15 protein-coding genes are annotated in these 13584 nt (G+C 46.6%); 3 read left to right on the forward strand and 12 right to left on the reverse strand.

What is annotated here, in order from left to right; translation table 11 throughout:
- Positions 1 to 30: 30 nt before the first annotated feature.
- The 3 genes from FLM48_RS17295 to FLM48_RS17305 all read right to left on the reverse strand — a co-directional run bounded on the left by FLM48_RS17295 (position 31) and on the right by FLM48_RS17305 (position 2622).
- Entirely contained in the window at positions 31 to 726 is a 696-nt protein-coding gene (locus FLM48_RS17295) for a HupE/UreJ family protein (protein ID WP_179025504.1), read from the reverse strand.
- Positions 727 to 814: 88 nt separating this feature from the next.
- Positions 815 to 1315 (reverse strand): hypothetical protein, encoded by a 501-nt coding sequence (locus FLM48_RS17300; protein WP_179025505.1) that lies wholly within the window; start codon positions 1313 to 1315, stop codon positions 815 to 817.
- A gap of 251 nt (positions 1316 to 1566) precedes the next feature.
- Positions 1567 to 2622, reverse strand: a complete 1056-nt coding sequence (locus FLM48_RS17305; protein WP_179025506.1) for an alkene reductase — start codon at positions 2620 to 2622, stop codon at positions 1567 to 1569.
- 130 nt (positions 2623 to 2752) lie between these two features.
- Here FLM48_RS17305 and FLM48_RS17310 point away from each other — a divergent pair, with 130 nt between their 5' ends.
- Positions 2753 to 3340 (forward strand): TetR/AcrR family transcriptional regulator, encoded by a 588-nt coding sequence (locus tag FLM48_RS17310; RefSeq protein ID WP_179025507.1) that lies wholly within the window; start codon positions 2753 to 2755, stop codon positions 3338 to 3340.
- Positions 3341 to 3342: 2 nt separating this feature from the next.
- On the opposite strand, the gene FLM48_RS17315 is transcribed toward FLM48_RS17310, so the two are convergent.
- On the reverse strand, positions 3343 to 3774 hold the full coding sequence (locus FLM48_RS17315; RefSeq protein ID WP_028771525.1) for a universal stress protein: 432 nt from the start codon (positions 3772 to 3774) through the stop codon (positions 3343 to 3345).
- Between the two features lie 232 nt (positions 3775 to 4006).
- Here FLM48_RS17315 and FLM48_RS17320 point away from each other — a divergent pair, with 232 nt between their 5' ends.
- Both FLM48_RS17320 and FLM48_RS17325 read left to right on the forward strand, forming a co-directional pair.
- Positions 4007 to 5425: a coniferyl aldehyde dehydrogenase gene (locus FLM48_RS17320; RefSeq protein WP_179025508.1), complete on the forward strand. Its 1419-nt coding sequence runs from the start codon at positions 4007 to 4009 to the stop codon at positions 5423 to 5425.
- A gap of 33 nt (positions 5426 to 5458) precedes the next feature.
- Positions 5459 to 6034: a TetR/AcrR family transcriptional regulator gene (locus tag FLM48_RS17325; RefSeq protein ID WP_028771527.1), complete on the forward strand. Its 576-nt coding sequence runs from the start codon at positions 5459 to 5461 to the stop codon at positions 6032 to 6034.
- A 66-nt stretch (positions 6035 to 6100) separates the two neighbouring features.
- Here the strand turns inward: FLM48_RS17325 and FLM48_RS17330 are convergent, their stop codons facing one another.
- The 8 genes from FLM48_RS17330 to FLM48_RS17365 all read right to left on the reverse strand — a co-directional run bounded on the left by FLM48_RS17330 (position 6101) and on the right by FLM48_RS17365 (position 13475).
- Positions 6101 to 6901 carry a CsgG/HfaB family protein gene (locus FLM48_RS17330; RefSeq protein ID WP_179025509.1) on the reverse strand — a complete coding sequence of 267 codons (801 nt, stop codon included), beginning with the start codon at positions 6899 to 6901 and terminating at the stop codon, positions 6101 to 6103.
- A 3-nt stretch (positions 6902 to 6904) separates the two neighbouring features.
- Positions 6905 to 7294 (reverse strand): curli assembly protein CsgF, encoded by a 390-nt coding sequence (locus FLM48_RS17335; protein ID WP_179025510.1) that lies wholly within the window; start codon positions 7292 to 7294, stop codon positions 6905 to 6907.
- 58 nt (positions 7295 to 7352) lie between these two features.
- The gene (locus tag FLM48_RS17340; RefSeq protein WP_179026415.1) at positions 7353 to 7745 is read right to left on the reverse strand and encodes a curli production assembly/transport protein CsgE; all 393 of its coding nucleotides are present in this window, start codon (positions 7743 to 7745) and stop codon (positions 7353 to 7355) included.
- A gap of 278 nt (positions 7746 to 8023) precedes the next feature.
- Positions 8024 to 8485, reverse strand: coding sequence for a DUF6691 family protein (locus FLM48_RS17345; RefSeq protein WP_179025511.1), 462 nt, complete (start codon positions 8483 to 8485; stop codon positions 8024 to 8026).
- A gap of 9 nt (positions 8486 to 8494) precedes the next feature.
- Positions 8495 to 8902, reverse strand: coding sequence for a YeeE/YedE family protein (locus FLM48_RS17350; RefSeq protein ID WP_028771532.1), 408 nt, complete (start codon positions 8900 to 8902; stop codon positions 8495 to 8497).
- A 29-nt stretch (positions 8903 to 8931) separates the two neighbouring features.
- Entirely contained in the window at positions 8932 to 10584 is a 1653-nt protein-coding gene (locus FLM48_RS17355) for an FAD-dependent oxidoreductase (RefSeq protein WP_179025512.1), read from the reverse strand.
- Between the two features lie 134 nt (positions 10585 to 10718).
- Positions 10719 to 12053: a PAS domain-containing sensor histidine kinase gene (locus FLM48_RS17360; RefSeq protein ID WP_179025513.1), complete on the reverse strand. Its 1335-nt coding sequence runs from the start codon at positions 12051 to 12053 to the stop codon at positions 10719 to 10721.
- 27 nt (positions 12054 to 12080) lie between these two features.
- Positions 12081 to 13475 (reverse strand): sigma-54 dependent transcriptional regulator, encoded by a 1395-nt coding sequence (locus tag FLM48_RS17365; protein ID WP_179025514.1) that lies wholly within the window; start codon positions 13473 to 13475, stop codon positions 12081 to 12083.
- Positions 13476 to 13584: the final 109 nt, after the last annotated feature.

A 13584-nucleotide genomic window follows, 5' to 3' on the forward strand; every position in this document is an offset into this window, starting at 1 on the left:
AATATTATCCTTTGCAAATTGCTTGTTAGCTTAGTTCAGTAGATAGCCGGTTAGCTGAAAGCCCACCAACATCAAGCCACAACTCATCAGTAGCGTGTTAGTCGCCACAGAAAAAGTCAGGTAACTGCGATGGCGACGCCAAAAACTCATGCCAATGAGCACCACTGCCAACACTAAAAACTGGCCAATTTCGACACCGAGATTGAAAGCGAGAATATTGCTCACCAGCCCCTGTTGCGGCAAATGAAACTCTTGGATTTTGGTTGCTAAGCCAAACCCATGGAACAAGCCAAATATAATGACCGCCAACTTAGTGTTAGGTTGATACCCCAACATTCGCCGGAATCCACCTAAGTTATCAAACCCCTTATAGACAATAGAAAAACCAATAATGGCATCAATGAGATAGGCATTGAGCTGCACCTCATTTAACACCCCAAAAAGCAAAGTAATACTGTGGCCGAGAGTAAATAGGCTCACATACAGCAAGACATCTTTGCCACGAAACAAAAAGAAAATTACCCCCACTAAAAACAGCAGGTGGTCATAACCTGTCACCATGTGTTTGGCGCCAATATAGATAAATGGCACGATGGCCACGCCTTGATTGACAGTGAGAAATTGCCCAGTAGTCTCATCGACACCGTGGGCGGCAATGGACCATGAGGTCAACAGACACAGTAGCGTCAGCAATGCCATAACGGCAGTCGCTAAAGAACGGCTCATAAATTTAATACTCCAATTAGGCTATGCCGCGTTAGACATAGCAATATCTTGCAGATAGAACCCAGGGTTCTAGCTATCGAAAATAGATTTAAACTAATTGGATAAAAGGCGGACGAACGGGCGGCGGGTCGCGACGATATTGATGGGCTACATCGACAATTTTTAATATGTCGATTTGGGCAAACAAACTGACAAACTGCACTTCCATCGGTGGATGTGATGGCATGTGGGAATGGTTTTGGTGCTCATGTTCTATCTGCTCACCGGCAGCATCTAACGTTGTAGTGGTAAAGTCTGCCAAGGTATCGACTGACTCGACAGCATTGAAGGCGATGGGATGATGATGTTGAGTATTGTGGCTGTTATCCCGCCCATGGCTGTTATCCCGCTCATGGCTATTGCCTAGCTCATGGCTATTGCCTAGCTCATGGCTATTGCCTAGCTCATGGCTATTGCCTAGCTCATGGCTGTGATGATGGCTAATTTCGCTGCCTAGCGGGTGCTCACCACTGGGATACTGCAATGACAATTTCATTCCCGTCGCCAGTAATTGGCACAACAATACCACTAACAATAACGTTAGCATCATCGTTGATCTCTTTGACCGAAATTCTCGGTTAGATTGCCTTAGGGACGTTATGATAAATACCTACAAAAATGAATTTGACGTCGAACATGCGAGCCAAGATTAAAACAGATAATTAACTTAACTACTAGTTACTAACCAAAGATTCATCGAATGCTTAATAACAAAAAAGCCACTGACTAGCGACAGTGCAAGTCAGTGGCAAAGGGTTGATGATGAGGATCAACGAGGTGAAAAAACCATTCAATCAAACATTAAACCAGTGAAGTCAGCATCTCTTCGCTATAACTAACCACTGGCAAACCTTGCTCTATTCGCTCAACGTAATCAGGGTTGGCAATAAACGGCCGGCCAATAGCTAACAAATCAAACTGGTTATTGGCAATAGCGGCTGCCCCTGTTTCAGCACTGTAGCTGCCCACACCCATTAAGGTATTGGCATAGTGTTTACGCACATAACTAGACGCGCTACCGTCTAAATAGTCAAACTCCATCGCATCATCAAAAATACCAATGTGCAGATAAGCTAAGTTACGTAGCTCTAACTCAGGAAGTAAGTAGTCGAATACCTCGCGGTCGCGGCTATCACCACTCATATTAAAATATGCGCCCGGCGATACTCGCAGTGCCGTCCTATCGGCACCAATTCGCTCACAAATAGCGTCAACCACAGCAAGAGGGAAACGCGCCATGTTGACTGGTGTAACCCCATATTCATCTTCACGACGATTGCTGTCATGATGCAAAAACTGATCAATTAAATAGCCATTGGCACCATGAATCTCGACACCGTCAAACCCGGCATCTATGGCATTTGCTGCAGCTTGAGAATAATCAGCCACTAACTGAGCAATTTGTTCATGACTAACTGGCGTAGGGGTTTGATAGGTTAATTCACGCATGCGCGGCACACTGCCTTCCACTGCGACTGCCGAAGGTGCCATAACCGCATCATAACCGGTGACATCTTGATAAAAGTGCGGGTGAGCCACACGACCTGTGTGCCAAAGTTGAGCAAATATCTTACCGCCTCCAGCATGAACTGCATCAGTCACTTTACGCCAACCTTGAATTTGTTGCGGGGTGAACAAACCAGGAGTATTGGGATATCCCTGCGCATCTGGGCGGATCACCACCGCTTCAGAAATAATCAGTCCAGCCTGTGCACGGCGACCGTAATAAGCGGCCATTGCCGCTGTCGGCACCAAATCATCATCGGCCATGCAGCGAGTCAGTGGTGCCATCACAATTTTATTGTTAAGCGTTAAGGTGTCATTGAGTTGGTATGAATCAAATAGTTGCTGCGTCATGGTGCTGTCCCTTTCTTGAATATTCATTCAAGATAAACTTACTTGAATGATCATTCAAGTATTTTTTGAACAAACATTCAAAATTAAGTACAATCGCCTTTAAGCCACCATAGGAAGCCAACATAAATTTATGCGCCAAGCCGAATTTGATAGACAGCAAGTGTTGCGCTCAGCAATGACCGCGTTCTCAGCTAAAGGTTATAGCAAGACCAGCATGCAAGACCTCACTAAAGCAACGGGGTTACATCCTGGTTCTATCTACTGCGCGTTTGAAAATAAACGTGGTTTGCTGCTGGCGTCATTGGAGCAATACCGCCTTGACAGAAATAGCGAATTTGAACAGTTTTTTGATGCGGATAACAAGGCGATTATCAATCTAAAACACTACCTCGATTTCATTGTGAGTCAGTGCCTTAGCTGTGACACTAATCAGGCGTGCTTACTCACCAAAGCGCTGAATGAAATTGCCGAGCAAGATGAAGAAGTCCAACAGGTTATCTGCTCACATCTCACCACGTGGCAACAGGCAATCGCGGCGCAAATCGCCTTGGCTCAGTCGCAAGGCGACATAAGCCCAAGCAAAGATACTGAACATCTGGGTCGCTATATTGTGATGGGAATATATGGCTTACGCACCTTTGCCCACACACACCCTAAGGCTTGCGAGCTTGAGCAACTGGCCGCCCAGTTGCTCAAGGATATTTGTGCTAATCGTTAGACTTATTTGACAACCAATACTGGGCAAGCCGCTCGGTTAGCCACAGCTTCAGCCACATTGTTATGCAAAAAATGAGAGAGTCCACTGCGGCCATGGCTTGCCATCACTATCATACCCGCTTTGCTGTCCACTGCTTCGTTGATGATCTGCTCAGCAGGATCGCCGCGGCGTACCACAGTTTCTATGGTGAGTTCGCTATCAAGTTGTGCCAGCAGCTGCTGCATTTTTTCAGCTGCTTCCGCTTCCATGCTCTGCGCTAGCTCTTCTGGGGTTATTGCCAATATCTGAAAACCTTCATCACCGATTGGCTGCTCAACGACGTGCAGCAGTCTAAAACCTACTTGATAAAAGTTTGCCATTTCAACCGCATACCTTAGTGCATGTGATGCAGTTTCTGAAAAGTCAGTAGGACATAGTATTTGACCTGTACGCATAACAACCTCCTAGACCATAGTGGTTTGATTGCTAGAGTTTCCGCCGTCTCCCCCAGACAGTACTCTTTGATTCAATGTAATTGTAGCCGATATAAGTGACAAAATTATGATCTTGGCGCATAAAATTAGTGCAAATTGATCTAAATTTGACCACAAGCTATTTGTCGCTTAATATAAACCGACTAACTAGTCAGTCTAGTCAATATTGGTTATAAGATTTTCAGGAGATGCTATGAATATGCCCGTTGAAGCTCAACAAACCTTAACCGCTATTTTGCAGAGCCAACGTCAAGCATTTCAAGCTGACCCAGCGCCGCAATACTCGCAGCGTGTCGCTCAACTTCAAGCGCTAAAGCAGGCGCTGATTGCCCATCAAGACAAACTCACCAACGCACTCAAACAAGACTATGGTCACCGGTCGGTGGATGACAGCATGATTTCCGACATCATGCCCTGCATCAATAACATTAACTACAGTCTTAAACATCTTAAAAAGTGGATGCAACCTAGCCGTCGCCATGCCGGCTTGCTGCTGGCACCTGCAAAAATAAAGGTTCAGTATCAACCAGTTGGAGTAGTAGGAATTATTGTGCCGTGGAATTTCCCGGTCATGCTTTCAGTGGGCCCGTTAATCACTGCTATTGCAGCCGGCAACCGAGCCATGTTGAAGCTGTCTGAATTTACACCGCAAACCAACAAAGCACTCATCGCAATGCTCGAAGAAGTGTTTGAGCAAGATAGCGTGGCGGTAATTGAAGGTGAAGCCGATGTTGCTGCGGCATTTTCAGCGCTGCCGTTCGATCACTTGTTATTTACTGGCTCAACCACTGTAGGCCGTCACGTAATGCGCGCTGCCGCAGATAACCTCACTCCGGTCACGTTAGAGCTTGGGGGCAAATCACCGGTGATAGTTGCCGAAGATATGCCGATAGCGACAGCGGTCGAACGTTTGATTTATGGAAAGTGTCTCAATGCGGGACAAATCTGTGTCGCACCAGACTATGTACTGGTACCACGAGGAAAAACGGCAAGTTTTATTGCAGCCTACCAAGCCAAATTTACCAGCATGTATGGCCAAGTCGCTAATAATGACGATTACGGCGCCATTATCAATCAACGCCAATTTGATAGACTGCAAGCGGTACTGCAAGATGCGAAAGACAAAGGCGCAACGGTGGTCGCTGCTAGCAATGAAACTCAAAGCGCCGTTCACCGAAAAATGCCCACCCAACTTATCAGTGGTGTCAATGATGACATGTTGGTGATGCAAGATGAGATCTTTGGCCCGATACTGCCAATTATCGAATACGACGGTCTAGCTCAAGCCATTGAATATGTAAATCAACGCCCACGACCGCTGGCTTTATATATCATGAGTTTCGATTCTGGAGTACAGCAACAGATCCTCAACCAAACTCATTCCGGCGGCGTATGTATCAATGATGCCATATTCCATGTGGCTGCTGACGATGCGCCATTTGGCGGGATCGGTCCGTCAGGTATGGGGCATTATCATGGTAAAGAAGGTTTCCTGACCATGAGCCATGCCAAAACCATTTTACAACGCGGTAAGCTCAATACAGGTAAGATAGTTCATCCACCTTATGGCAATAAACTGCAGCAAATGTTGATGAAATTTTTCGTGCGCTAAGCGCTGTGTCACCGTTAAAGAAGTAAACAAACTATGGCAAAAGATAAAAAACAGGCCTTGCTCGATACTGCCCTTGAACTCTTTGTACAGCAGGGATTTTATGCTACATCTACCGCCTCAATCGCGCGCCAAGCAGGGGTCGCAACAGGGACCTTGTTTCATCATTTTGCATCGAAAGATGCACTGATGAATCACTTATATTTGTCAATAAAGCAGCAGTTTGCTGACGCCATGGTCGACAATTTGCAAGCCAGTGGCGATTTACAAGCCGACGCACGAACCTTGTGGCTGGGCGCCATTGGCTGGGCCATGGAGAACCCGTTAAAGCAGGAGTTTTTTAGTCAATACTCGCTGTCGCCCTCGGTGGCTCACCAGGTTAGAGAGCAAGCTATGACAGGCATCCTAAGCTTTATTGAACAGCTGATTAAACAAGGGCAACAGGCAGGATTGTTAGCTAAACACCCATTAGCGCTGATGCGCGAAAGCTGCCATGGTCAATATATTGCGACCACGCGGTTTTTCTTAGACAACCCAGAGCTTTGGCAAGATGAACCACACCGCGAAGCTAGCTTTCAACTATTCTGGCAATCAATGCGGCCTGTAGCCTGAAAAGGAACCAATAAAAAAGCCCAATGAGCTTGCTCACTGGGCTTTTTTACTAATGTTGAGCAACGTCTAAGATGACGCGCCTAAGGTCGATTCTGTTTGCACCTCAGTCGCGGGAGACCAATAACCTAATGCGACACCTTTATCGACGATCTCTGATACCGCTAGCTCAATCGCCTGCAGCACACAAAACTGCACTGGCTCATTGGTGGTGAAACCCACTTCAGCTTCAGCTAAGCGGTTTAAACTGGTGAAACGGATTAGGCCAGCCCGCATCTCCTGAGAAAACACCCGTTTAGTGGTCGATACCGACATCAGCACCTTACCAGTATGCACATCAACCGCGCGCAAATAGATGGTAACCTGATCTTCACGGTACATTTCAGAGGCGCCAATACCGTAATATTCAACCCCAGCACCGCCGGTATTGATATTGGTTTCATAACTGATAATGCCGCCTTCTAACAACAATCTGGCATTGGTCAACTGTGGCACCGCTTTGTCGCTGGCCTGTTTAGGCTGTTTCTTACTGATTTTACGTTCCGTGAGCAGATTCTGCAGGCCTTCACGTTCAACGGGAGTAAACCATTTGGAATCCAACAGGGTCTGCACCAACATGGATGTCGCCCCTTGCGTCACTGCGGTGGAAAATGAACTCACATTTTGCTGCGGTTTATACTGCCCTGTTTGGTCCCGAAAAGAATACACAGCCACAGGAATTGGATACTTAGGCCCTTGTTTAGCCTGCAACGCCTGCATGGTCTCACTCATTGGATTAAGCTCAGCTTCCTGAATATTAAGCTCTGGCTTTGGCACTAGACTGCAACCACCGAGTAGCAGAGCAATGAACACTAAAATAGACTGTTTCATTGGTTAGACTCCGTACACTGGCATTTCAATCACGGTGACTTCACCGCTGAGCAGGTTAGTAATGGTTAACATCACCCCATCGCCAATAGTCGCCACCTCAATACGAAAATCGCCAGTATCATAGATACCATCACTGATCTCGCCATTGGCAACGCCGCGGGTGATGGTGTTCATGATATTACGCTCTAGTGACTCCTTAAAACGGGTGACGAAATCCTTGTCGTTGCTATCGGCACTATTATCATTCTGTGCATTGGCTTTATTTAGTAGGTATGAGCCATTTAGCGGTGAACCACCAAAGCTTGGGTTGATGGGGGTGTAGACAAGTTCGGTACTTTGGGCACTGATTGAAAAAGCGGTCCCCGCAGCAATGATTAACATCCTGTAATTCATTTTCTGTCTCTCTAGTTATTTAATCCCTGAGATAGCCGTGTTGCACTGACGCTATCTGCTAATATCCATCGTCGGCATCCGCAAACTCACCCGTAATCGCATTGGCGCGAACCTGCGCCATATAATCAATGGTGAGTAATATGGCTTGTTCGGCACGCTCTTTAATCGGACTTGCACGCCGACCAAAGTGGGTGACATAAAGTGTTTGGCCATTCACTTCAAGCGTAAGGCGAGTGCCAGCCTGTGGAAAAACGGTTTCGTTTAGGCTAACGTTAAAGCCTTGCGTAAAAGGCAAGTCACGCCAATAACTCGAGTAGTAAAAGCTAAAATCTTTACCAAAACGAGTCAGCGTACGGTCGATAACCAGACCACTGATTTCAATATCGCTCTCTTGCGTGTGGCTCACAGAGCTAAACAATAATAGCGCTATTGTGAGTAATCCTTTGATCATCATTCCCTTGCTAACCTTCGTTATGACTATGCCATTTGGGTCCGCTATGGCTGCGGCCTAAAACGAGAAAAACCACCTTAACAGCAATCATCTACATTCGTCATGGCAGTAATGAAATTTGCACGATAAACCAGCATTTAGGGCTAGGATAAAGGTAGTAGGTTTAATACCTTAGGATAATTCTTTTGCATGAAGAGTTAGACAAAAAAAGAGACGCTAAACTGCTGATTTAACGTCTCTTACAAAATATTTTTAATAATCAATATGGGTTATTTTACCTAACCGGAGGCGGCGGTTTGTTGTTGTCGAGTACGCCAGAGTTTAGTTAGAAATTGCCCCGCAACCATGGCAATGACAAACAGTATAAACAGCGGATCGAAGCTACTTAGATTGACAATTGCAGGCCCTGGACACATGCCAGCAACTCCCCAGCCAACGCCAAATAATATCGCGCCCAATACCAACTTTCCGTCAACCGTTTTCACGGTCGGCAAGTGATATTTATCAGCAAATAATGGTCTATCACCGTTAAAGATACGTGGCTTGACCACGAGAAAATATAGCGGCAAATACACGCCTAATGCGCCACTCATTACCATCATTAATGCTGGGTCCCAACTGCCATCAGCCATACGACTGACATCTAAAAAGCCGATCACTTTATCGGGATCGGCCATCCCAGACACCATCAAACCTAAACCAAATAATAGGCCCGAGATCAGCGCAACACCTTTATTCATATCAACCCCCTAGTGCACAATAGTGGCGGTGAGCATACCGCTGGCAATAAACACACAAGTAGCGATAATTGAGCGTTTAGATAAGCGACCTATGCCGCAGATACCATGACCACTGGTACAGCCCGAGCCTAGGCTGCTGCCCACCCCAACCAATAGACCGGCGATAATTAACGGCACGATACCAACCTGAACAGTAAAGACTTGATCAGAAAACAGTCGGTAACCACCGCCTCCCAAAAGCAGGCCAATAACAAATACCATCGGCCAACTCAGCCCTTTAGCGCCCTTGTTTTCAAATAGGGCTTGGGAAAAAATGCCACTAATTCCCGCAATACGACCATTGCCCAGCAATAACAAAATGGCCGCTAAACCAATCAACAGTCCGCCCACTAAAGGCCATATCAATGATGCAATCATTACGCTCTCCTAATCAGTGCTACAGGCGGCTAAAACTGTGCCTGCACTAGCTGATATGTTTTATAACCACCGGTCAGGTTTTTAGCATCAAATCCATGATTATGTAGCATGCGATAGGCCACATTACCTCGCAGTCCCACTTGGCAGAATATTAAAATCTGCTTGTCTTTTGGCAACTCAGCTAAACGCTCACGCAGCTGGTCTACGGGAATATTAATCGCACCGCTAATGCTACCCACCTTGTCCAGCTCACCAGGATTGCGCACATCCAATAGCACCTGGTCTACGCTGGGGTTTGCCACCTCTTCACTGTGACATAGTACAGTGTCACCCTTAAGGTAATTCGCCGCCACAAATCCAGCTTGATTGAGCACATCTTTAGCTGATCCAAAAGGCGGAGCGTAGGTGAGCTCCAAGTCTTGTAAATCATACACGGTCATGCCAGCTCTTAACGCCACAGCTAGCACATCAATACGCTTATCAATGCCGTCTTTACCCACAGCTTGGGCGCCAAGGATTTTGCCATCTTCACGAGCAAACAGCAGCTTCAATGACACTGGGTGGGCACCGGGGAAATAACCTGCGTGGCTAGCGCCGTGGACATAAATTTTGTCATAGTCCAATGCCATGTTTTTAAGGCGTTTTTCACTTAAGCCGGTACTGGCCACTGCCAAGTCAAATACACGACAAATAGCGGTTCCCTGAGTACGCTTATAGGACTCATTCGCACCAAAAATATTGTTCGCGGCAATACGGCCTTGACGGTTAGCTGGCCCAGCCAACGGCACCAGCACGTTTTCGCCAGTCATGAAATCAATCGACTCAATGGCATCCCCCACCGCAAAGATGGCTGGATCGGATGTGCGCATCTGCTCATCAACCGCAATGCCGCCTAGCTCGCCTACGGCAAGACCCGCTTCTGCAGCGAGTTGAACCTCAGGTTTAACACCAATTGCGGTGATTAACATTTCAGTCGCCAGTGTTTCGCCGTTGCTCAAATGTAATTCAAGGCCAGCTTCGACCTGCTCGACCGCTTGCAGACCCACATTGAGTTTCAAATCCACCTGATGCGCTAGCAACGTTTGATGCAGCATATTGGCCATCTCAAGATCCACCGGCGCCATCACTTGGTTTGATAGCTCAACTAAGCTCACAGAGATACCGATATGGCGCAGTGCCTCTACCATCTCTAAGCCGATAAAACCGCCACCAACTACCGTCGCATGCTTAGGTTTTTGAGTTGAGATCTGCGCCATAATCCGGTCCATATCGGGAATATTACGCAAAGAAAAGGTCAGCGGATTTCGCAAGCCAGGAATCGGCGGCACAACGGGTGCGGCGCCAGGAGACAATAGCAGCGCATCATAGCTTTCATGATAAATCTCACCGGTTTGAAGGTTTTTGACGCTGACTTGCTGATTGCGTTTATCAATCGCGATGACTTGATGTTGCACCCGCACATCAACGTTAAAGCGGGCTTTAAAGCTTTGCGGCGTTTGTAAGACTAACGCACTACGGTTTTCGATTTCACCACTAATGTGATACGGCAAGCCACAGTTGGCAAAAGAAACAAACTCGCCACGTTCAAACATGATAATTTCAGCATCTTCATTTAAACGTCGCGCTCGCGCTGCTGTTGATGCACCACCCGCAACTCCACCCACAATTAATAGTTTTTTCATCTCAACCTCTGCACGTCATAAGATATGCAGCAGTGTAATATAAAACTTGTTATATGCAAAAGTTTTTTATTAGAAAAATCTAACGGACTTTGAGATACCTCAATTTTTTACCGAGTTTTGCGCTAGCAATACCGTTACTCCGGCAGCCATAACCGCACCTCTAAGCCTTGTGGCTGGCGGTTATGCAAACTGATGTGACCATCATGGGCCTCTAAGATCTCACGACATAATGGCAGACCTAACCCAGTACCTGTTTGTTTGGTGGAATAGAAAGGCAGCAGTGCCTGCGCCAATACATCAGATGACATGCCACTGCCCGCATCGGCAACCACAATCATCACCCCACGCTGTTGTTCATCAAGCTGAGTGACCTGAACAGATAAACTAATCTCACTGGGCTGGGAGCCCGATTCGTGGGCGTTTTTAAGCAAGTTTAATAGCACTTGCTCCATCTGTACCAAATCAAAATAGCCGGGTTCGCGGGGTAAACTATCCTCAATAGTAAATTGATAGTGCTGACGCAATTGCTCAGTTAGCTTTTGCCAATCAACCGCGGTTTTCTTTGGCAGTGGTAATTTAGCAAAGCGAGCATAGTTGAAGATAAACTGGCTAAGATGTTGAGTACGATCTTCAATGGTGTCGAATATCATTGCCAATTTAGGATCGTCAATTGATGCGGTGATTTTACGTCCAGATTTCACCATCGAAGCGATTGGCGCGACAGAGTTATTTAACTCATGGCTGATGATACGGATAACTTTTTTCCACACCGCCACTTCTTGCCGATTTAACTCTCGGGTCATCTGCTTTAGTAGCAATAAATGATGATATTGACCATTGAGCATGAACCGTCCGCGGGATAAATGCCAAGTTTCATCTTCGGCGCCATCAACGCCGGCGGTGGTGAACAGCCCACCTTTGGGGTTATTCAGCGCCGTAACTAACGCCTCTGGCTGGGTGGCTAATAACTCTGGCAACAAACAACCTTCAATACGGCTGCCTTGATTAAACGCATGGCGCGCAGCGTCATTGGCATAGATGATGCGTTGCTGATCATCAAACAACAACATGATATTGGGCGAGCTTTGAATCACTTTATCGAGCAACAGTTCTCGCTGATAAATGTACTGACGCTCTTTACGTAAAATACCGGCTGATTCATTAAATAGATCGGCAAGTGCTTGTAGCTGTTTATCACCCGTTACTGGGATATTGACGCTAAAGTCATTGTCTTTGAAATTAAGTAACCCCACCTCTAACGCAGTGAGGCTATTGTCGAGTGTGCGAGTAAAAAATGCCGCTAGGGCACCACTTAATAACAAGCAACTGGCAACAATTAGCCCCAGGGCGGTATAGCCCATAAGATCAATTAAATCGGGCACTTCAATCACGATAAACAGCAATAACAATAATAAACCACTGCTACTGGCAAACATTGCTGCGAGCACTAATTTAACGCGTAATGTCATAGTGACATAGACTCCTTTTAACCCGCTCTACTTCTCAATGCCAAATTTTTCCATGCGCCGATATAACGCCTGACGACTTAACCCCAGTGACTTAGCCACGCGCGCAATCACGCCATTATGTTGCTGCAATGCTTGCTCAATACTGTGCTTATCCACATCCACTTTGTCTGCTTCTTGTGGTGAGGGAACGGCGGCAGATACTGCCGAGCTTGCCGGCGTCACCGCTTGATTCAGCACGGGAGTTGTCGAATAGGTATCTAGGCCAAAATCAGCCGTGGTTAATCGCTTATCTTGGGCTAGAATCACCGCACGTTTACAGGCATTTTCTAGTTCGCGGACATTTCCTGGCCAACTATGAGCCTGTAGCGCTTGTTGGGCCTGCTTATCAATACTGAAATCTTGACCAATAAAGTGCGTCGCTAATGGAATAATGTCTTCCAATCGTTGCTGCAACGGAGCCAGTGCAAGCTCGATGACATTTAAACGATAGAACAGATCTTCGCGAAAACGCCCCTGAGCAATATCCTCGGCCAAATCGGCATTAGTGGCGCTGATAACTCGCACATTAACCTTACGGGTTTGATGGCTACCCAAGCGCTCAAACTCGCCTGTTTGCAACACTCTAAGCAGTTTTACTTGGCCTGATAGAGGTAGGTTACCGATTTCATCTAAAAAAAGTGTGCCGCCGTCAGCCGCTTCAAAACGGCCAATACGCACCTTGTTTGCACCGGTAAAAGCGCCCGCTTCAGCGCCAAATAACTCTGCTTCCAACAACTCCATGGGCAAAGCGCCAATATTGACCTTGATGAAAGGCCGATGTTTTAGCGGTGAATTGGCATGGATAATGTCGGCTAGCTTGTCTTTACCCGCGCCATTGGGGCCCGTGATCAACACCGACACATCAGATTTAGCCACTTGTAAGGCTAAGTCTACACTGCGTTGCATGGCTACACTGCCAAAAACGATTCCGCACAAGTCTGCGCCATCGAGAGCCTGCATGCGCTCATGCTCAGCTTTTTGTAATACGCTATTTTCACGGCTCAGCGCATGTAGAGAGATGAGATTATTAACACTGGTAAGTAGCTTGTCGTCATCCCAAGGTTTACCCATGTAATCAACCGCACCCTCCTTTACCAGCTCAACGGCCACTTCCAATTGTGTCCATGCCGTCAACAAAATAATAGGTAGTGCCGGTTGTTGCGCTCTAATCTGATAAAACAGCGTCTTACCTTCTTCGCCAGAAGTGGTGTCTTGGGTAAAGTTCATATCTTGCAACACCAAGGCAATATCATGCTGCTGCAAAATCGGCAGCACCTCATCGGGCGAATAACAACTGATAGTGTGATAATCATTGAGCTCTAACATCAGCGCCAATGCACTGCAAACCGCATGATTATCATCAACGATAAGAATCGTATCCATATGTCCTTATGTCTATCTATGGAAAAATACTGCTAAGAAGATAAAGCGGATTGACTATGAATACCACAGGCAATCCGCTTAACTGGATGATTAACGTGTTATCTCAATT

The sequence above is a fragment of the Shewanella sp. Scap07 genome (genome assembly GCF_013394145.1).
Classification (GTDB): domain Bacteria; phylum Pseudomonadota; class Gammaproteobacteria; order Enterobacterales; family Shewanellaceae; genus Shewanella; species Shewanella waksmanii.

Coding starts and splice junctions, on each gene's coding strand:
- FLM48_RS17315 (WP_028771525.1), bottom strand. CDS start 3,774: ATGCGTACAGGTCAAATACTATGTCCTACTGACTTTTCAGAAACTGCA.
- FLM48_RS17305 (WP_179025506.1), bottom strand. CDS start 2,622: ATGACGCAGCAACTATTTGATTCATACCAACTCAATGACACCTTAACG.
- FLM48_RS17355 (WP_179025512.1), bottom strand. CDS start 10,584: ATGAAAAAACTATTAATTGTGGGTGGAGTTGCGGGTGGTGCATCAACA.
- FLM48_RS17330 (WP_179025509.1), bottom strand. CDS start 6,901: ATGAAACAGTCTATTTTAGTGTTCATTGCTCTGCTACTCGGTGGTTGC.
- FLM48_RS17360 (WP_179025513.1), bottom strand. CDS start 12,053: ATGACATTACGCGTTAAATTAGTGCTCGCAGCAATGTTTGCCAGTAGC.
- FLM48_RS17365 (WP_179025514.1), bottom strand. CDS start 13,475: ATGGATACGATTCTTATCGTTGATGATAATCATGCGGTTTGCAGTGCA.
- FLM48_RS17295 (WP_179025504.1), bottom strand. CDS start 726: ATGAGCCGTTCTTTAGCGACTGCCGTTATGGCATTGCTGACGCTACTG.
- FLM48_RS17350 (WP_028771532.1), bottom strand. CDS start 8,902: ATGATTGCATCATTGATATGGCCTTTAGTGGGCGGACTGTTGATTGGT.
- FLM48_RS17320 (WP_179025508.1), top strand. CDS start 4,007: ATGAATATGCCCGTTGAAGCTCAACAAACCTTAACCGCTATTTTGCAG.
- FLM48_RS17340 (WP_179026415.1), bottom strand. CDS start 7,745: ATGATCAAAGGATTACTCACAATAGCGCTATTATTGTTTAGCTCTGTG.
- FLM48_RS17335 (WP_179025510.1), bottom strand. CDS start 7,294: ATGAATTACAGGATGTTAATCATTGCTGCGGGGACCGCTTTTTCAATC.
- FLM48_RS17345 (WP_179025511.1), bottom strand. CDS start 8,485: ATGAATAAAGGTGTTGCGCTGATCTCGGGCCTATTATTTGGTTTAGGT.
- FLM48_RS17300 (WP_179025505.1), bottom strand. CDS start 1,315: ATGATGCTAACGTTATTGTTAGTGGTATTGTTGTGCCAATTACTGGCG.
- FLM48_RS17310 (WP_179025507.1), top strand. CDS start 2,753: ATGCGCCAAGCCGAATTTGATAGACAGCAAGTGTTGCGCTCAGCAATG.
- FLM48_RS17325 (WP_028771527.1), top strand. CDS start 5,459: ATGGCAAAAGATAAAAAACAGGCCTTGCTCGATACTGCCCTTGAACTC.